15 protein-coding genes and 1 pseudogene are annotated in these 17,741 nt (G+C 61.2%); 7 read left to right on the top strand and 9 right to left on the bottom strand.

Translation table 11 applies throughout. From position 1 onward, the window contains the following. Window positions 1-74: 74 nt before the first annotated feature. The 5 genes from ACWHXD_RS10140 to ACWHXD_RS10120 form a co-directional block, all read right to left on the bottom strand. The gene (locus ACWHXD_RS10140; RefSeq protein ID WP_098952224.1) at window positions 75-518 is read right to left on the bottom strand and encodes a hotdog fold thioesterase; all 444 of its coding nucleotides are present in this window, start codon (window positions 516-518) and stop codon (window positions 75-77) included. Window positions 519-548: 30 nt separating this feature from the next. Further along, window positions 549-2,198, bottom strand: coding sequence for an AMP-binding protein (locus ACWHXD_RS10135; RefSeq protein WP_138763460.1), 1,650 nt, complete (start codon window positions 2,196-2,198; stop codon window positions 549-551). Between the two features lie 783 nt (window positions 2,199-2,981). Continuing rightward, complete coding sequence (gene sixA / locus ACWHXD_RS10130) at window positions 2,982-3,431, bottom strand: phosphohistidine phosphatase SixA (RefSeq protein ID WP_138763461.1); 450 nt, start codon at window positions 3,429-3,431, stop codon at window positions 2,982-2,984. Continuing rightward, window positions 3,428-3,775, bottom strand: a complete 348-nt coding sequence (locus ACWHXD_RS10125) for a DUF4389 domain-containing protein (protein ID WP_003190047.1) — start codon at window positions 3,773-3,775, stop codon at window positions 3,428-3,430. Before ACWHXD_RS10125 ends, sixA begins: the two co-directional genes overlap by 4 nt. A 10-nt stretch (window positions 3,776-3,785) precedes the next feature. Further along, window positions 3,786-4,811, bottom strand: a complete 1,026-nt coding sequence (locus ACWHXD_RS10120; protein WP_044273025.1) for an NAD(P)H-dependent glycerol-3-phosphate dehydrogenase — start codon at window positions 4,809-4,811, stop codon at window positions 3,786-3,788. A 195-nt stretch (window positions 4,812-5,006) separates the two neighbouring features. On the opposite strand from ACWHXD_RS10120, the gene ACWHXD_RS10115 reads away from it, so the two are divergent. From ACWHXD_RS10115 to fabB, 5 genes are all read left to right on the top strand, one after another. Continuing rightward, a complete protein-coding gene (locus tag ACWHXD_RS10115; protein WP_138763462.1) occupies window positions 5,007-7,127 on the top strand; it encodes a TonB-dependent receptor plug domain-containing protein in 2,121 nt (706 codons plus the stop codon). Window position 7,128: 1 nt separating this feature from the next. After that, window positions 7,129-8,055, top strand: coding sequence for an ABC transporter substrate-binding protein (locus tag ACWHXD_RS10110; RefSeq protein WP_138763463.1), 927 nt, complete (start codon window positions 7,129-7,131; stop codon window positions 8,053-8,055). Next, window positions 8,052-9,953, top strand: coding sequence for an ATP-binding protein (locus ACWHXD_RS10105; protein WP_138763464.1), 1,902 nt, complete (start codon window positions 8,052-8,054; stop codon window positions 9,951-9,953). Before ACWHXD_RS10110 ends, ACWHXD_RS10105 begins: the two co-directional genes overlap by 4 nt. Window positions 9,954-10,202: 249 nt before the next feature. After that, window positions 10,203-10,718 (top strand): 3-hydroxyacyl-[acyl-carrier-protein] dehydratase FabA, encoded by a 516-nt coding sequence (gene fabA / locus ACWHXD_RS10100; RefSeq protein WP_003190035.1) that lies wholly within the window; start codon window positions 10,203-10,205, stop codon window positions 10,716-10,718. 11 nt (window positions 10,719-10,729) lie between these two features. After that, window positions 10,730-11,950, top strand: a complete 1,221-nt coding sequence (gene fabB / locus ACWHXD_RS10095) for a beta-ketoacyl-ACP synthase I (RefSeq protein WP_003190033.1) — start codon at window positions 10,730-10,732, stop codon at window positions 11,948-11,950. A gap of 696 nt (window positions 11,951-12,646) precedes the next feature. Here the strand turns inward: fabB and ACWHXD_RS10090 are convergent. The 3 genes and pseudogenes from ACWHXD_RS10090 to ACWHXD_RS10080 all read right to left on the bottom strand — a co-directional run bounded on the left by ACWHXD_RS10090 (window position 12,647) and on the right by ACWHXD_RS10080 (window position 15,391). Further along, window positions 12,647-13,510: a methyl-accepting chemotaxis protein gene (locus tag ACWHXD_RS10090; protein WP_414478951.1), complete on the bottom strand. Its 864-nt coding sequence runs from the start codon at window positions 13,508-13,510 to the stop codon at window positions 12,647-12,649. Beyond that, window positions 13,502-14,272, bottom strand: a pseudogene (locus ACWHXD_RS10085) (MCP four helix bundle domain-containing protein); the annotation flags it as partial. The gene ACWHXD_RS10090 and the pseudogene ACWHXD_RS10085, both read right to left, overlap by 9 nt. Window positions 14,273-14,368: 96 nt before the next feature. Continuing rightward, window positions 14,369-15,391, bottom strand: coding sequence for an amidohydrolase family protein (locus ACWHXD_RS10080; RefSeq protein ID WP_138763466.1), 1,023 nt, complete (start codon window positions 15,389-15,391; stop codon window positions 14,369-14,371). 139 nt (window positions 15,392-15,530) lie between these two features. On the opposite strand from ACWHXD_RS10080, the gene ACWHXD_RS10075 reads away from it, so the two are divergent. Both ACWHXD_RS10075 and ACWHXD_RS10070 read left to right on the top strand, forming a co-directional pair. Continuing rightward, window positions 15,531-15,947, top strand: a complete 417-nt coding sequence (locus tag ACWHXD_RS10075; RefSeq protein ID WP_003190027.1) for an OsmC family protein — start codon at window positions 15,531-15,533, stop codon at window positions 15,945-15,947. Between the two features lie 63 nt (window positions 15,948-16,010). Further along, window positions 16,011-16,877 carry a pirin family protein gene (locus tag ACWHXD_RS10070; RefSeq protein WP_138763467.1) on the top strand — a complete coding sequence of 289 codons (867 nt, stop codon included), beginning with the start codon at window positions 16,011-16,013 and terminating at the stop codon, window positions 16,875-16,877. 98 nt (window positions 16,878-16,975) lie between these two features. Here ACWHXD_RS10070 and ACWHXD_RS10065 read toward each other — a convergent pair whose 3' ends face one another. Continuing rightward, window positions 16,976-17,704 (bottom strand): dienelactone hydrolase family protein, encoded by a 729-nt coding sequence (locus ACWHXD_RS10065; RefSeq protein WP_138763468.1) that lies wholly within the window; start codon window positions 17,702-17,704, stop codon window positions 16,976-16,978. Window positions 17,705-17,741: the final 37 nt, after the last annotated feature.

Below are 17,741 nucleotides of genomic sequence, written 5' to 3'. Positions count from 1 at the left end.
AGGGGGATTGTCACCATGCCCGGCGCCTACAGCAATGACTGTAACTGCCAGGAATGATGACACTCACGCCACGCCTATCGCGCCGGCTGTTGTTCACCCAGCGGCACCACGGCCATGGTCAGGCGTGAGACACAACTGGCCTTGCCCTCGTCGCTGCTCAAGCGGATGTCCCACACCTGGGTGGTGCGCCCGATATGAATGGCCTTGGCCACCGCCGTCACCCGCCCGCTGCGCACGCCGCGCAGGTGGTTGGCGTTGACCTCCAGGCCCACGCAATAGAACTTGCTGGCATCAATGCACAAATAGGCAGCCATGGAGCCGACACTTTCGGCCAGTACCACCGAGGCGCCACCGTGCAGCAGGCCGTAGGGCTGATGGGTGCGGTGGTCGACCACCATACTGGCGGTGAGGGATTCGTCGTCGAAGCTTTCGAAACGAATATCCAGCAATTCACCGATGGTGTTTTTCTGGATCGCGTTGAGGTGTTCGATATTCGGTTGGGTACGCCACAGGCTCATACGGTTGTCCTTGTTGGTTTTATTACGGCCCTAATCCTGCCACAGAACGGTTTCGCCGCGCGCGCTCCACGCTTGCAAATGTGGCCCGTACGTCGACTCGATCACGTTGCGCTTGATCTTCAAGGTCGGCGTGAGAAAGCCGTTTTCCACCGCCCAGTGATCTTTCACCACCACCAACTGCCCCATGCGCTCATGCTTATCCAGGCCGGCATTCACCTGTGCCAGCCAACGCTGAAGGCCACTGCCCAGGGCGTGGCGGTCCTCGCCCGGCCCCGACAACACGCACAGCCCGATCGGTGCGCTGAGCCCCTCGCCGACCACACACACCTGTTCAATCCGTGCATGTTCGGCCAGGCGGTTTTCAATCGGCGCCGGGGCCACGTATTTGCCTTTGCTGGTCTTGAAGATCTCCTTGAGGCGCCCGGTCAGGCGCAGACGACCGTCAGCGTCCTGCTCGCCCTTGTCCCCCGTGCGCAGGAAGCCATCTGCGGTGAGCGTATCCGCGGTTTTCTGCGGGTCCTTGAAATACCCCAACATGGTCGCGCCACTGTGTACCTGCACTTCCCCTGACGGGTCGATGCGCACTTGCACACCTGGGCAGGGCTGGCCGATCCAACCGAGCGTTTGCCCGCCTGGGCGACACACATGGGAATAGCCGCAGTTTTCGGTCATGCCATACACCTCCAGCACATCCAGGCCCAGGCGCTGATACCAACGCAGCAACGCCTCGGGCACCGGCGCCGCGCCGGACAGAGCGATACGCAGCGCATCCAGCCCCAGACCGGCGAGGACTTTATGGCCGACGCGCTTGCCGATAAAAGGCAGGCGTAACAGGGTATCAAGGCGTTTTTCCGGGATTTTGGCGTAGACGCCCAGTTGGAATTTGGTCCAGATGCGCGGCACACCAAACAAGGCCGTCGGCCGCGCCCTGCGCAGATCGGTGAGGAACGTCTCCAGGCTCTCGGCGAAAAAAACGGTTTGCCCGGTATAGATCGACGCCATTTCAACAAACATCCGCTCCGCCACATGGCACAGCGGCAGGTACGACAGCAACCGGTCACCCTCCCCCAGGCCGAACAACTCAGTACCGCGCGTGGCAGCAAAACCCAAGGCGCCGAAACTGTGCATCACCCCTTTAGGCAGGCCGGTAGTACCGGAGGTGTAGATAATAGTGGCCAGGCTGGCGGCATCCGGCAGCGGGTTGTCCTGGATAGGAGAACAGGCTTGCAGGTCCATCCAACTGAAATCGAAAGTCCCCTCCGGACACAGCGGCAGGCTGATAGTCGGCACCCCCGCAGGAACGCCAGGCGCCATCGCCGGCCAGTCATCGAGTTTACCGATCAACGCCAACCGCGCCTGCGAATGGGTCAACACATGGGCGACGGACTCAGCGGTAAGGTTGGGATAAAGCGGCACCGACACATGCCCGGCCATCCAGATCGCCAGGTCGGCGATGATCCAGTGGGCGCAGTTTTTTGAAATCAGCGCAATGTGCGAGCCCAGGGGCAACTTCCGCGCACGCAGCCAGTGCGCAGCGCAACGCGCCTGGTGGCCCACCTCGCCCCAGGTGAGGGTCTGCACCTCACCGCCGCCGATGGGCTGAACAAGAAAAACTTTACGCGGGTGCCGCGCTTCACGCTCAAAGAAGACCTGCAACGGCAAACGAAAAGCGACAGGCATGGGACGCGCTCCTTTGTGATCCGAGATACAGCCAACCAAGCACTTGCTTGGTTGACTGTATAGCACAGACAAAGGAAACGGCCTGCCGCTAACCACGATGCGAAGCGAGCCGCTCTTGATCTGGCTCTTGATCTGCTCTTGATCTGCTCTTGATCTTGATCTTAGGCGCCCCATCAAACCACGCTGGCCGGAATTCGACAGGGATTTGGGGGGTAAACCGGCAGGGATGCCGGTTTAGCCGCCCCGCGCCAAGGATGGCGCGTGGCGGCGGCCCCCCAAATCACTGGCGAATTACGGGCACACCGAGCCCCAGCGAGGTGCCGAGTGGTGGGGCAAGAGCGTTTTGCTTACTTTGCCGCTTTTGCAAAGTGAGCCGCCGTCAGGGCGGAACCCTAAGCGGCCGTTACCGCAGCAATGGATATGCACCCAATCCAACTGTGTTGACTGCCAAGCCGCCTTCGCGAGCAAGCCCGCTCCCACAGTTGGATTGTGGGGTGTCAGGTGGACAGGTGTCGGCTGGGAGGCTGTCATCGCAGGCAAGCCAGCTCCCACAGAGGGATCGTTGGGGTGTCAGGTAGACAGGCGCCGGCTGGCGGGCCGTCATCGCAGGCAAGCCAGCTCCCACAGAGGGATCGTTGGGGTGTCAGGTAGACAGGCGCCGGCTGGCGGGCCGTCATCGCAGGCAAGCCAGCTCCCACAGAGGGATCGTTGGGGTGTCAGGTAGATAGGTGTTGGCTGGCAGGCCGTCATCGCAGGCAAGCCAGCTCCCACAGTTGGAGTGCGTTAGGGATTCTTCACATCCACCAGACTCATCAACCCCGCCAACGGAAAGTCCCCCTCAAGCTGCGCCAAGCTGGCCGTATACATCGGCTGTGGCTGACGCTGATGCCCATGCTGCAAAAAACTGATCAGGTTGCCCACCAACGGTTGGTGGCTGACCAACAGCACGTCGTCATCAGTATCGAGCTTCTCCAGCACCTGTCGAACATCCTCATCGGGCGTCAGCCACGGCACCGTAAGGATCTCGCGCTCAAACCCCAGCACATCGCGCACCAACTGCGCCGTCTGCTGCGCCCGTACATAAGGGCTGGCAATAATGACGCCCAAGGGCTGGCCAATCAGGTGCGCAGCACTGCGCAAGACTTCGGCACGCCCATGCTCGGTAAGGTTGCGCTCGGCGTCCGTGCGCGCCTGCGCTTGGGCCTCACCGTGACGCAAAATCCATACCTTCATAGCTTCGGCTCTTCATCACGCACCGGGTGCGGTGCCGGCGGTACGCTGTGGGCCGCTTCACCTTCGGGCGCACGCGGGGTTGGCCAATCGGCGAACGGCCAAGGCTTTTGTTCAGTGTGGAAGCTGCCAAAGCGGCCGATCTGCGCCAGGAACTGGCTGAGGCTGTCGCCAAAATTCATCAGGCCCAGGTTCGGTGCGCCGTAGATCAGCCGGTAAATCAATTGCACCACCACCAGCGCGCCGAGCAGGAATTGCGCCACCTGCCATACCAGCGCAAACACCAGCATCCACAGGATGCGCAAGACAATCGACTCGTAAGGAGGGGCAGCTTTGGGATCGTTCATGACGCGTTCCTCAGTTGAAACCACTGGTGGAAATAAAGTCGACATCGGTCTTGGGCTCGGCCCGCATCAGCAACTCGATGACCTGGTTCAAGGTGCGCCCTTCGAACAGGATCGCGTGCAGCCCGGCGACCAGCGGCATATATACGCCCACTTCCTGGGCCTTGGCCTTCAAGACCTTGAGGGTGTTGACCCCTTCGGCCACTTCGCCCAGGCGCGTCACCGCCTCGTCCAGGCTCAGCCCTTGGCCCAGGGCAAACCCGACTTGATAATTGCGGCTTTTAGGCGATGAACAGGTGACGATCAGGTCGCCCACGCCCGCCAGGCCGAGGAAGGTCATGGGGTTGGCGCCCTGGTTCACCGCAAAACGGGTCATCTCGGCCAGGGCACGGGTGATCAGCATGCTCTTGGTGTTTTCGCCCATGCCCAGGGCCACGGCCATGCCGGCAATGATCGCGTAGACGTTTTTCAACGCCCCGCCCAATTCGACGCCGAAGCGATCGGCGCTGGCGTAGACCCGGAAAGTACGGCCATGCAGCACGGCCTGGACGCGCTCGCACAAGGCCTCGTCTTCACTGGCAACCACGGTGGCGGTCAATGCGTGCTCGGCAACTTCCCGCGCCAGGTTCGGCCCGGACAGCACGCCAATACGCGCCTGCGGGGCGATTTCGGTGAGGATTTCACTCATCAACTTGAAGGTGTGGGCCTCGATGCCCTTGGTCAGGCTGACCAGCAGCTTGCCGGCCAGGCGTTCGGCGTGGGGTGCCAATACCGAGCGCAAGGCGCTGGAAGGCAGCGCGACGAAGCACAGGTCGCAGGCCGTGAGGGTTTCCAGCAGGTCGGTCACCGGCTCGACAGCAGGATGAATCTTGATACCTTTAAGGTAACGGGGGTTTTCGCGATGCACGCGAATGGCTTCGGCCTGCTCGGGGTCGCGCATCCACTGGCGCACCGCGTGGCCGTTCTCGGCCAGCAGGTTAGCCACGGCGGTACCAAAACTTCCGCCTCCCAGGACCGCAATAGGGCGCTGTTCAGTCATATGCAATCCGTTAATCCATACCAGTGGCGATGGCGGCATTATACGGGGCGCCCGGCTTGCGGCCAGCCCCCGTATCAATTCGCGGGGTTGTCGGAAAATGCCATGCAGGTGCGAAGTAATTGCAAGTCCTACGACTGGCAAATAGCCGCGCCTCGGTTAACATGGGCGGCTATCCGCAATTAACAAGGCCGTGCCGTGTATCTAGGCCCCCCTCCTCGCTCATCACTGTTATTGATGCTGGCGTGCGCTACCTGCGCGCAAGCCGACGATCTATTCCTCGACAGCCAACCGCTGCCGCAGGTCTTGACCGCCACGCGCCTCAAGCAATCGGCCGCCGCCGTGCCCGGCAGCATGACGGTGATCGACAGTGAGCTGATCAAGGCCAGCGGCGCCCGGGACATCTCGGAACTGCTGCGGCTGGTCCCGGGGATGATGGTCGGCTACACCAGCGGTAACCAGGCCTCAGTGAATTACCACGGCACCAGCGCCAGCGATGCACGGCGCATGCAGGTGCTGATCGATGGGCGCTCGGTCTACCGCGCCGGCCTGGCCACGGTGGACTGGAGCGATATCCCGGTGGCCATGGAGGATATCGAGCGCATCGAGGTGTTTCGCGGCCCCAACACGGTCAGCTACGGTGCCAATGCGCTGATGGCGGTGGTGAATATCCTGACCCGCTCGCCGGCCAACAGCCACGGCTCGCGGGTAAAGGTCATCCGTGGCGAGCGTGGCATCAATGACTTCTATGCCAGCCAGGGTGTGGGCTGGGAGACCGGCGATTTGCGCTTGTCCCTGTCCGGGCAACAGGACGATGGTTTTGACAGCGACGCGGCCGGCGCCGACCGCCGTGACGGGCGCCGTCTCAACCGTTTCAGCCTGGCGGTGAGCCAGACCTTGAACGCGCAACAAAGCCTCGACTGGCAACTGAACGTCAAGGAAGGCACCAACCAACGCCCATACACCTACACCCCAGTGTTTGCCGGGATTACCGAAGGCGGCACCAATTCCGACGTCACCGCCAAAGACTACGCCGGCTCCCTGCGCTGGAACTTCGACTTCAACCCCGATCACAGCCTGTATATCCAGGGCTCGGCACAGCAATGGGACCGCAAGCAAATCTGGAAAGCCTGTGACGCCAAGGCCTCGTTCAGCCCTGAATTGACCCAGCTATGGCAGCTCAACCCCAACTATGCCGAATTGCTGGCGCGGCACATGGACACTTACAGCCAAGGCTCCGCCCCTCCAGGTAACGCCGCCGAACAGGCCTTGGCCAACCAGGTGCTGGACCAGTGGCGCAACGGCGCCAACCAGAGCGTGTGTGGCGATATCGACCAGAGCACCCGTGAAAGCCGCTACGACCTGGAGATCCAGGACACGCTCAGCCTCTCCGACAGCCTGCGCCTGGTCAGCGGCATGAATTACCGCTACGACCGCGCCGATTCCGAGACCTACTTCAATGGCACCCTGGACGACACCACCTGGCGCCTGTTCGGGCACCTGGAATGGCGCGCCAGCGAGCACTGGCTGCTGCAAGGTGGCGCCATGTACGAAGACACCCACCTGAGCGGCAACTCGCTGACGCCACGGGTGGCGGTCAATTACCTGATCAACCCCCGCCACGGCTTGCGCGCGGTTTACTCCGAGGCGATCCGCTCGCCGGACATGTTCGAGAACAACGTCAATTGGAGCTATCGCGTCACCAATCTCAGTTCGCCGACCTATGGGCAAAACGCCGGGCAATATTTTGTCGTGACGCGCGGCCCCGGCAACCTCGACAAAGAGTTGATGCGCTCGCGCGAGCTGGGCTACAACGGCTTCTTTGCCGAGCTGGGGCTGAATGTCGACGTGAAGCTGTTCTATGACGAAATCACCGACATGATCAGCTCGCCGCTGCGCAACAACCAATACATTGCCAGCAACGCCAACAGTGCGCGCTTTAGCGGTGCCGAGTCGCAGTTCGACTGGCGCGTGAGTAACGCCGACCGCCTGCGCCTGACCTATGCTTATGTAGACGCCACCTCCAGCAACCCGCGGGACAAGGCGCAAACCGCGCGTAACAGCGGCTCGGCCGGTTGGCTGCGTGAATGGGGCCAGGGTTGGTCCAGCGCCTTGTTCTACTATGGCGACGACGCGCTCAACCAGTATCGCTTCCAGCGGGTCGACCTGCGGGTGGCCAAGCGCATCGCCGTAGGCAAAACCAATGTGGAGCTGGCGGGCATGTTGCAACAACGCCTGGACAACCAGCCCACCACCTGGGCCGACAACAACTACGACCATCGCCACGTTCTCTACTTCAGCGCCGAGCTGGACTTCTGACATGGCCGATCAGTCACGGATGACCCTCTTGGTTTCACGGTTTTGGCGCCGTGGCCTGCTGCTCGCGTGCCTGTTGCTGGCGGCGCCGGCGTGGAGCGCCAACATCCTGCTGACGGCCGCCGAAGACAGCGCCGGCGTGCACGCCTTTACCCAGGCCCTTGCCCAGCAGCGCCCCGACGACCAGGTCAGCTTCACCCCCCTCAACGCGTTGCCGGCGCCCAAGGACTTGCCTGCCAGCACCCGCCTGATCCTCCTCGACCTGCCCGGCCTGGACTGGCGCCTGCAGGATGAACAAGGGCCGCCCACCCTGGTATTGCGCATCAGCCGCCTGCAGGCCCGGCAACGCCTGGGCAACACCCATCCGGCGAAAATCAGCCTGCTCTGGAGCGACCCGCCCCTGGACCGTCAGTTGCGCCTGATCGCCCATATCCTGCCCCAGGCCCAGCGGGTTGGCGTGCTTTACGAAGCTGGCAGCGAGTTCCTGCTGCGCGAACTGACTCAATCCGCCAAGCCCATGGGCCTGGAAATCGTGCCCCAGCTCTGGGAGAACACCAGTGACAGCCGGCCGCTGCAAAACCTGTTCAAGAACAGCGACGTGCTACTGGGCCTCGACGACCCGAACCTGTACAACCCCAAGACCGTAAAAAACCTGTTGCTGAGCAGTTATGCCCAACAACTGCCGTTGGTAGGGCCCAATGCCGGGTTTGTGCGGGCCGGCAGCCTGGCCAGCACCTACAGCGATCAGGCCGACTGGCTCGCCGTGCTGAATCACCTGCTGGACCAGCCGCCGGCCAATTGGCCGCACACGCTCTACCCGCAACACTTCAAAGTCGTGGGCAACCCGCAAGTCGCACGCTCACTGGGCATCGAACAGGTCGATGAAGTCGCCGTTGCCGCCCGCCTGGCAGAAGGAGAAAAACGCCCATGACCTTGCGCCGTCGTTGGGATATCAACACCCGCACCCAGCTCATTACCCTGGGCCCCGCGCTGCTGTTGACCCTGCTGCTCATCACCTTCTTCACCTTCGTGCGCATCCAGGATTTGCGCCAGGAGCTGGACCACACCGGTCAATTGATCGCCAACCAGCTGGCGCCTGCCACTGAGTACGGCGTGATTTCCGGCAACAACGATGTGCTTGAAACCCTGCTGCGTGCGACCTTGGCCACCCCCCATGTGCGCTTCCTCGAGATCCAGGACAGCGCCGAGAACATCCTGGTGTACGTGGAGCAGCCGTCCGAGCGACATGATCGCTCGCTGTCGGTGAAGGTGTTCCAGGCACCGATCCGCCTGCAACACATTCAGCTCAACAATGACTTTTTCCAGGACAACCTCAACGAACCCAAGGCCCCCCGCGCGGACTACCTGGGTCGGGTGATCGTGGGTATGTCCAACGATGCGTTCAGCCAGCGCCAGCAGGAAATCCTGTTCAAAGCCGGGATCCTGGCGCTGTTCGCCCTGCTGTTTACCTTCCTGCTGGCGCGACGCTTGTCGGCGAGCCTGTCAAAACCGATCAGCGCCATGGGGCATGCGGTCAAGGCCATCCAGCAAGGCGACTACAAAACGCCACTGCCGATCGTCGATGACTCGGAATTGGGCGACCTCTCGCGGCATATCAACAACCTGGCCGAGGGCCTTCAACAGGCCAGTCGCGAACAGCAGCAAGCCATGGCCCAGCTGATCCAGACCCGTGAAGAAGCCGAGCGGGCGAACAACGCCAAGTCGGATTTCCTGGCGATGATGAGCCATGAACTGCGCACGCCCATGAATGGCGTGCTGGGCATGCTGCAACTGTTGGAAACCACCGAGATGACCGACGAGCAGACCGAGTATGCGGCGCTGGCGTCCGAGTCCACCGAGCATTTGCTCAAGGTGATCAATGACATCCTTGATTTCTCGCGTATAGAACGCGCCGCCCTGGAACTGGAACATATTGCGTTCAACCTCGCCGACCTTATCAACAGCTGCGCCCAGGCTTTCCAGCACAGCGCCCAGCAGCGTGGGCTGAGCCTGGAACTGCCGATTCCCATGGGCATGGAGGCCCTGCGGGTGCGCGGCGATCCGACACGGATCCGCCAGATCCTGGTGAACCTGATCGGCAACGCACTCAAATTTACCGAACGTGGCAGCGTGACCGTCGAGCCCCACTGGCAAACCCTGGACCATGAGCTGGTGTGGTTCACCTGCACCGTGCGCGACAGCGGCATTGGTATTTCCACTGAGCGCCTGGAATTGATGTTCGATGCATTCCAGCAGGCCGACAGCTCGATTTCCAGGCGTTACGGTGGAACAGGCCTGGGCCTGCCGATTGCGCGCACCCTGGCCGAGCGCATGGGAGGTACCTTGCGCGCCCAGAGCGAAGAGGGTCGAGGCTCGGTGTTCACCCTGGAAATTCCGCTGGCCATCGACCAGCAGCATGTGCCGGTGGCCGCGCCTGACGCACTCGGCAAAGCCAGCGCCGGCGACGGGCGCCACGTGCTGCTGGTGGAAGACAACCCGGTCAACCGCACCGTGGTCGAAGCGATGCTGCGCAGCCTGGGCTTTGAAGTCAGCCTGGCCACGGACGGCGCCGAGGCGATCCGCAGTGCCGAGAGCCTGATTTTCACCGCCATCCTGATGGACTGCCGCCTGCCCTTGATCGACGGCTACGAAGCCACGCGGCAGATTCGCCAACTGCCCGGCTGCGCCGACCTGCCGATCATCGCCCTGACCGCCAACGCCTTGCAGGGCGACCGCGAAGCCTGCCTGGCAGCCGGAATGAACGATTACCTGGCCAAGCCGTTCAAACGCACGGATTTGCAGCAAATCCTGCAGCGCTGGGTGCAATAGCGCCGCGCCATCAGCCAACTGCGACTGGCGTGAAAGACGAAAGTGCGGCAGTCTTAGGCACCCGAACGGGCCGATAAACAGGCCCGGTTTAAAATTTCAGTGAACAAGTGTACATTCAGTGCCTTGCCGCTGTGACTTTCACTACAACGCAATAGTCTATGTGTAGGCTGCCGCTATGAGGCATGAACGCTTCATTCGGTTCGGGAAGATTTGCCCTACCCTGCCGCATGGGATTATTGAGGAGCTCGCATGACCAAACAAAACGCCTTTACTCGGGAAGACCTGCTGCGCTGCAGTCGCGGTGAGCTGTTCGGCCCAGGTAACGCGCAACTGCCCGCCCCGAACATGCTGATGGTGGATCGCATCACCCATATCAGCGAAGAGGGTGGCAAGTACGGCAAAGGTGAATTGGTCGCCGAGCTGGATATCACCCCTGACCTGTGGTTCTTCGCTTGCCACTTCGAAGGTGACCCTGTGATGCCAGGCTGCCTGGGCCTTGACGCCATGTGGCAGCTGGTCGGTTTCTACCTGGGCTGGCAAGGCCTACCGGGCCGCGGTCGCGCCCTGGGTTCGGGCGAAGTGAAGTTCTTTGGCCAGGTACTGCCGAGCGCCAAGAAAGTCACCTATAACATTCAAATCAAGCGCGTCCTCAAGGGCAAGCTGAACCTGGCCATCGCCGACGGTTCGGTGACTGTCGACGGTCGCGAGATCTATACTGCCGAAGGCCTTCGGGTCGGCGTATTCACTTCCACTGACAACTTTTAAGGGTTATCCGCATGCGCCGCGTCGTTATCACTGGTCTGGGCATCGTTTCTTGCCTGGGCAATGACAAAGAGACCGTCACCGCTAACCTGCGTGCAAGTCGCCCTGGCATCCGCTTCAACCCGGAATATGCCGAAATGGGTCTGCGTAGCCAGGTTTCCGGCTCCATTGACCTGCCCCTCGAAGAACTGATCGATCGCAAGATCTATCGCTTCGTCGGCCACGCTGCCGCCTACGCCTACCTGGCCATGAAAGACGCCATCGCCGACTCCGGCCTGAGCGAAGACCAGGTTTCGAACGTACGCACCGGCCTGATCGCCGGCTCCGGCGGCGCATCGACCCTCAACCAGATGGAAGCGCTGGACATCCTGCGCGAAAAAGGCGTGAAGCGCGTCGGCCCGTACCGTGTCACGCGGACCATGGGCAGCACCGTTTCCGCCTGCCTGGCCACGCCCTTCCAGATCAAGGGCGTGAACTACTCGATCTCCTCCGCGTGCGCCACCAGCGCCCACTGCATCGGGACTGCCGTTGAGCAGATCCAGCTGGGCAAGCAGGACATCGTGTTCGCCGGCGGCGGTGAAGAAGAGCATTGGAGCCAGTCGTTCCTGTTCGACGCCATGGGCGCATTGTCCACCCAGTACAACGAAACCCCGGAAAAAGCCTCCCGCGCCTACGACGCCAAGCGTGACGGTTTCGTCATCGCCGGCGGTGGCGGCATGGTCGTGGTCGAAGAGCTGGAACACGCCCTGGCCCGTGGCGCCAAGATCTACGCGGAAATCGTGGGCTACGGCGCGACGTCCGACGGCTACGACATGGTTGCGCCAAGCGGTGAAGGCGCCATCCGCTGCATGCAGATGGCAATGTCCACCGTCGACACCCCAATCGACTACCTGAACACCCACGGCACCTCGACCCCGGTCGGCGATGCCAAGGAAATGGAAGGCGTGCGTGCGGTATTCGGCGACAAGGCTCCGAAGATCAGCTCCACCAAGAGCCTGTCGGGTCACTCCCTGGGCGCCGCTGGCGTTCACGAAGCGATCTACTGCCTGCTGATGATGGAAGGCAACTTCATGGCCGGCTCGGCCAACATCGACGAGATTGATCCGGTTGTGGCTGATATGCCGATCCTGACCAAGACCGTTGAAAACGCCAAGATCGACACCGTGATGAGCAACAGCTTTGGCTTTGGTGGCACCAATGCCACCCTGGTACTGAAGCGCTGGCAGGGCAAGTAAGCCCCGCAGGTTGATCACATGAAAAAGCCCCGACTGGTTCGGGGCTTTTTTTTGCGCGTTGATTTGAAACCGCGTCGCCTTCATCGCAGGCAAGCCAGCTCCCACCTTTGAATTGTGAATACCGTCAAATGTGGGGGCTTGCCTGGGAATAGCATAGGTATCTACACAACTCTGTAGCGCTCAACGGTAACCACGATGCGAAGCGAGTCGCTCTTGATCTGCTTTTGATCTTGATCTTAAGCGCCCCGTCAAACCACGCTGGCCGGAATTCGACAGGGATTTGGGGGGTAAACCGGCAGGGATGCCGGTTTAGCCGCCCCGCGCCATGGATGGCGCGTGGCGGCGGCGCCCCAAATCACTGGCGGATTACGGGCACACCGAGCCTAAGCGAGGTGCCGAGTGGTGGGGCGAGGACCTTTTGGTTACTTTTGGGTCCTTCCAAAAGTGACCCGCCGTCAGGGCGGAACCCTAAGCGGCCGTTACCGCAACAATGGATATGTACACAATCCAACTGCGTTGACTGCTAGGCCGCCTTCGCGAGCAAGCCCGCTCCCACAGTTGGATCGTGGGGTGTCAGGTGGATAGGTGTCGGCCGTCAGACCGTCACGGGAGCAAGCTCCCCTCGCCACAGGTTCGGCGTCATCCCGAAGTTGTGTGGATACCTATGCTGCGAATGGGCCAACCCGCCCCCCAGCCCTACACCGAAAACCGCGCCACCATCGAATTCAGATCCACCGCCAACCGCGACAGCTCCTGGCTCGCCGCACTGGTCTGGTTGGCCCCGGTCGATGTCTGGTGCGCCAGGTCGCGGATATTCATCAGGTTGCGATCCACCTCTCGGGCCACCGCCGCCTGCTCCTCCGAGGCACTGGCAATCACCAGGTTGCGTTCGTTGATCAAGGTAAACGCCGAGGCAATTTCTTCCAGGGCCATGCCCGCCGATTTGGCGGTGTCCAACGTGGACCGCGCCCGCGTGTTGCTCTGCTGCATCGAGCTGACGGCCAGGTCGGTGCCCTGCTGAATGCCGCTGATCATCTGTTCGATTTCCTGGGTCGACTGTTGCGTGCGATGGGCCAAGGCCCGCACCTCATCGGCCACCACCGCAAACCCGCGCCCGGCATCCCCGGCTCGCGCCGCTTCAATTGCCGCGTTCAGGGCCAGCAAGTTGGTTTGCTCGGCAATCGAGCGAATCACGTCCAGCACTGTGCTGATGCCATAGACCTTTTGCGCCAACTCCTCGACCTGGGTCACATTGGCGGTCACATCGGTCGCCAGGGCTTCAATCGACACCACCGTCTGCTGCACCTGTTCACGCCCTTGCTGGGCAATCCGGTCGGATTCGCGAGATGCCTGGGAAGTGGCCACGGCATTGCTCGCCACCTCCTCCACCGCCACCGTCATCTGATTGACTGCCGTGGCCGCCTGTTCGATTTCCTGGTTCTGCTGGTGCAAACCACGGGTCGCATCCTCAGTGACGCAACTGAGCTCTTCAGACGCGGACGCCAATTGGTTCGACGATTCAGATATGCGCCGGATAGTGTCGCGCAAACTCTCCTGCATGCGCTTGAGCGCCTGCTGCAAGCGCGCCGGCTCGTCGCTGCCACTGAGCCTGATCTCGCCGGTCAAGTCGCCACTGGCAACGCCCTGGGCCACTTTCAACGACTGTGCCAGTGGCAGCACGATGCTGCGCGTGAGCCACACCGCCAGGCCGATCGTGATCAACGCTGTGACGCCAATCATGACCATCACCCAGACCCGCGACTGGCTGAACACCTGCTGTGCCAGCCGGGCGGCCTCGTTGGCGCTGGACTTGTTCAGATTAACCAGCTCACGCAGGGTGACAGCCATTTGGTCGGCCATCTGATTCATTTCGCCATTGACCACCGCAATGGCCTCCTCCAGCCGATTGGCCTTGGATAGGCCCACCACCTGCTCCTGGCGTTGCAGGTACTGCTGCTGCTCGACCTTGAAGCGATCAAACAGCACGCGCTCCTCAGGCAAGACAATCAACGCCTCGTACACGCCTTCAGCGTGATGCAAATCGGTTTTGATCTCGGCGATTTTCTGCTCATTCTGCGCCACCGCCTGAGGGTCGCGGTTGACCAGCAAGCGCAACGTCAGGGCCCGAATGCGCAACACATCCTGGTTCATCTCCCCCACCGCCATCACGCTGGGCAGCCAGTTGGTTTCCACCTGGTCCGACTGCTGGCGCATATTGGCCATCTGCAACAGGGCAAAGCCGCCCAAGACGAACACCATCAACGCCAGCACACCAAAGCCCAGGCCGGCGCGAGGGGCGATATTCAAACTGCGGATATTCATGCCAGGGTTCCTTCCAAAAGTACTGCATCCACCTGCAGCGGGTCTCTTGGACGTTATCGGCACCTCAGGTCATTGGCGTAAGACCAAAACGCGATATCAACGCGCGTCACCATCGCGAGGCGGCTTGGGCAGGATGGCCAGGAAATTGTCGCGCGCGACCTTGTGGGCAACGTCTTCAGGCAACGCATCGAGGAAAGGGTCGAAGCGGCGCATTTCCTTACCCAACTTGTTGAAGCGCCCGACAACGTCTGAGCCGAGCATGAACCGATCCGGGAAGCGCTCTACCAGCGCTACCCATTGCGGCCGGGGCTGGCCAGCGTCATCCAGCAGATAGGGCGTGAGCATGCTCCAGGACAGGTCGATATACAGGTTGGGGTACGCCTCAAGCAGGCGCGTCAGGGTAGGCAACAAAAAATCCATCTGCACCTGATGACGGTGGATTTCCTTGCTGGTACCGGCATGGGCCCAGATAAAACGCGTGTGCGGGTGGTTGCGTAACGGCTGCTCGACTTCCGCCAGGTACAGCGGGTTGCGCTCACGTTTGGAGGTGATGTTGGAATGCAGCATCACCGGCAGATCGTTTTCGGCTGCCAGGTGGTAGATGCGCGTCATGGCTTCGTTATTGGCGCGCGGCGTATCACCCGAGGTAAGGGCGGTAAGGTCATCGTGGCGGGTGAACACTTCCCCAATGCCTTGCCACAGCCCTGGGTTGAGGTCGAGCATGCGCTGGATATGGGCCGCAGAGTTCTTGTCGTTGGGATTGAAACCGGCCAGGAACGGATGAAAGTGCTGGCGTTGCTCGGGGGAAAGTTTATTGACCGCCGCCGCGACGATCACATCCGTTGCGCTGTACCAATAGGCATCGGCGTCGTCACCAGCGTAGTAGCGCGGGCGCTTGGGTTCGTCTTCGTGCCATTTCTTGGCCACGGGAATCCCGGAAATCATGACGTGCTCAATGCGGTTGTCCGCCATGGCCTTGAGCAGCTTGTCCATGCCGGCAGTTTCCTGGAAAAAATCCACGTAATGCAGGTGCGCGTCGCTGTAGGCATAGTCACGGGCCTGCGCGGCAAGGCTGCTGGCGGCGAGCAACAAGGCGAGACTCAGGCGGGCTCCAAACACGTTAAAACCTCAATAAGGGCGGATACGGGTAGACCTTGCGCCAGCCTTGCGGGTTCAGCATGGAAAAAACCGGAACACTGAAGTGCCAGCATGCTCTATAACTGCATGACCTTCATCCTGCGCCCTTACGAGGTTTGCCATGCCTGTTACCGTCAATACGCTCAACGCTGAAAACTTCCGTCACAGCGTGAATATCAATAATCACGAGCTGTTTACCGACCTGCCCAAGAGCCTGGGCGGTGACGATTCGGCCCCCTCCCCTCACGATTATTTCGATGCTGCGCTGGCGTCGTGTAAAGCCTTGACCGTAAGGCTCTACGCGCAGAAAAAAGATATCCCGCTGACCGGCGTGACCGTGGAGGTCACCCACGACAGCACTGAGGAGCAGAAGGGTAAATACAAGCTCAACGTCAAGCTGACCCTCAAGGGCGTACTCACCGACGCCCAGCGCGATGAACTGCACCGCGTCGCTGATAAGTGCCCGGTACATAAGCTGATGACCACCGCCGAAGTCACTATCGAGACGAAATTGTCGGAAGGCGCCTTCAGCCAATAGCCCCAACTTCCCACCGAGCGGGTTATGCTTCATCGCATCCAACCCGCTCAGACTGGGATGCCCATGACCACCCTCACCGTAATTCGCCCTCGCCCCGAAGATGTAGAAGGCCAGCCCATCCTGCGCCCCCTGCCCTCGCGTGAATGCCGTAGCGTCGGGCCCTTTGTGTTTTTCGACCATATGCTGCCGACCCGCTATGCGCCCGGTACCGGCATGAATATCCGCCAGCATCCCCACATTGGCCTGTCCACTCTCACCTACCTGTTTGAAGGCGCCTTGCAGCATAAGGACAGCCTTGGCTCGGACCAGGTGGTGCAAGCCGGCGATGTCAGCTGGATGACCGCCGGCAGCGCGATTGCCCACGTCGAACGCACACCGCAAGCGATCAAGGCCAGCGGTTTCAACCTGCATGGCCTGCAGGTGTGGCTGGCCTCGCCCAAGGACCATGAGACGGGGCCGGGACACTACAGCCATCACCCAGCTGCGAGCTTGCCGATAAGCGATAACCTCGGTGTGCAAATCCGCTTGATCGCCGGTGATGGTTTTTGCCTCAGATCCCCGGTGCCGGTGCTGTCGCCGACGCTGTATGCCGAGGTACAGATGCAAACCGCCACGACCCTGCTGATTGCCGATGAGCATGAGGAACGTGCGGTGTATGTGCTTGAGGGTGAGGTGCAGTTGGATGGTGAAGCGCTGGAGGTGAACAGTTTGGTGGTATTGCCGACTGGGCAGGAGATGACCCTGTATGCCGAGAGTGATTGCCACCTGATGGTATTTGGCGGGGCGCCGTTGGATGGGCCACGGCGGATCAACTGGAATTTTGTGGCGAGTGATCCGGCGGTGATCGAGCAGGCGAGACAGCGCTGGGCGGCTGGGGATTGGCCCACTGTGCCGGGGGAGTCAGAAAGAATCGAGTTGCCTGTTAAATAACATTCGCGAGCAAGCCCGCTCCCACATTTCGACCTGTGAACGCAGTCAAATGTGGGAGCGGGCCTGCTCGCGAAAAGGCCGCAACAGGCGCCGAAGCATCAACCCGTGAACACTTCATCCAACAAGTTATGCATCGCCTGGAACGCCCGAGCAGCGGTCTTCGCGTCGTACATCATCTTGCCTGGCACATTGGCATGGGGGTCGGTGAAGGAATGCACTGCGCCGCCGTAGCTGAGCAACTGCCAATCCACACCCGCCGCGTTCATTTCATCTTCGAACGCCGGCAGTTGCTCTTTGGGCACCAACGGGTCCGCGGCGCCATGCAGCACCAGCACTGAACCCTTGATGTTCTTCGCGTCCGCCGGGTTCGGCGTATCCAGCGTGCCGTGGAACGACACAGCGGCCTTCAACGGCGCACCGGTACGGGCCAGTTCCAGGGAGCAGCAACCGCCAAAGCAGAAGCCGAAGGTGGCCAGTTTCGACGTGTCCACTGCTGCTTCAGTCTGGCCTTGCAGTTGCTCGAAGGCCGCTTGCATGCGTTTGTTCAGCAGCGGGCGATCATTCTTCAACGGCATCATCGCCGCACCGGCCTCATCGCCATTTGAAGGCCGTACGTTTTGCCCGTAGAGGTCGGCAATCAACACCACGTAGCCTTTGCCAGCAACGGCCTTGGCGATCTCTTCGGCCCCTGCACTCACGCCCATCCAGTTCGGCGCCATCAGCAAGCCCGGAAGCGGGGCTTTGTGGCTGGCATCGAACGCCAGACGGCTTTCATAAGACTGGCCATCAATCTGATAGACCACGGAACGTACAGTGACTTGGCTCATGATTCACTCCAGTTGAGGTACACGCAGAAACGGTAAT

Source organism: Pseudomonas fjordensis (assembly GCF_976987115.1).
Note: the sequence above shows the minus strand (reverse complement) of the source record. Positions and strands in the feature narration are given on the sequence as shown.

What these genes read in the sequence shown, in the direction of transcription:
- ACWHXD_RS10140 (WP_098952224.1), bottom strand. Translation starts at nt 518, where the DNA reads ATGAGCCTGTGGCGTACCCAACCGAATATCGAACACCTCAACGCGATC.
- ACWHXD_RS10135 (WP_138763460.1), bottom strand. Translation starts at nt 2,198, where the DNA reads ATGCCTGTCGCTTTTCGTTTGCCGTTGCAGGTCTTCTTTGAGCGTGAA.
- sixA (WP_138763461.1), bottom strand. Translation starts at nt 3,431, where the DNA reads ATGAAGGTATGGATTTTGCGTCACGGTGAGGCCCAAGCGCAGGCGCGC.
- ACWHXD_RS10125 (WP_003190047.1), bottom strand. Translation starts at nt 3,775, where the DNA reads ATGAACGATCCCAAAGCTGCCCCTCCTTACGAGTCGATTGTCTTGCGC.
- ACWHXD_RS10120 (WP_044273025.1), bottom strand. Translation starts at nt 4,811, where the DNA reads ATGACTGAACAGCGCCCTATTGCGGTCCTGGGAGGCGGAAGTTTTGGT.
- ACWHXD_RS10110 (WP_138763463.1), top strand. Translation starts at nt 7,129, where the DNA reads ATGGCCGATCAGTCACGGATGACCCTCTTGGTTTCACGGTTTTGGCGC.
- ACWHXD_RS10105 (WP_138763464.1), top strand. Translation starts at nt 8,052, where the DNA reads ATGACCTTGCGCCGTCGTTGGGATATCAACACCCGCACCCAGCTCATT.
- fabA (WP_003190035.1), top strand. Translation starts at nt 10,203, where the DNA reads ATGACCAAACAAAACGCCTTTACTCGGGAAGACCTGCTGCGCTGCAGT.
- fabB (WP_003190033.1), top strand. Translation starts at nt 10,730, where the DNA reads ATGCGCCGCGTCGTTATCACTGGTCTGGGCATCGTTTCTTGCCTGGGC.
- ACWHXD_RS10090 (WP_414478951.1), bottom strand. Translation starts at nt 13,510, where the DNA reads ATGCAGGAGAGTTTGCGCGACACTATCCGGCGCATATCTGAATCGTCG.
- ACWHXD_RS10075 (WP_003190027.1), top strand. Translation starts at nt 15,531, where the DNA reads ATGCCTGTTACCGTCAATACGCTCAACGCTGAAAACTTCCGTCACAGC.
- ACWHXD_RS10070 (WP_138763467.1), top strand. Translation starts at nt 16,011, where the DNA reads ATGACCACCCTCACCGTAATTCGCCCTCGCCCCGAAGATGTAGAAGGC.
- ACWHXD_RS10065 (WP_138763468.1), bottom strand. Translation starts at nt 17,704, where the DNA reads ATGAGCCAAGTCACTGTACGTTCCGTGGTCTATCAGATTGATGGCCAG.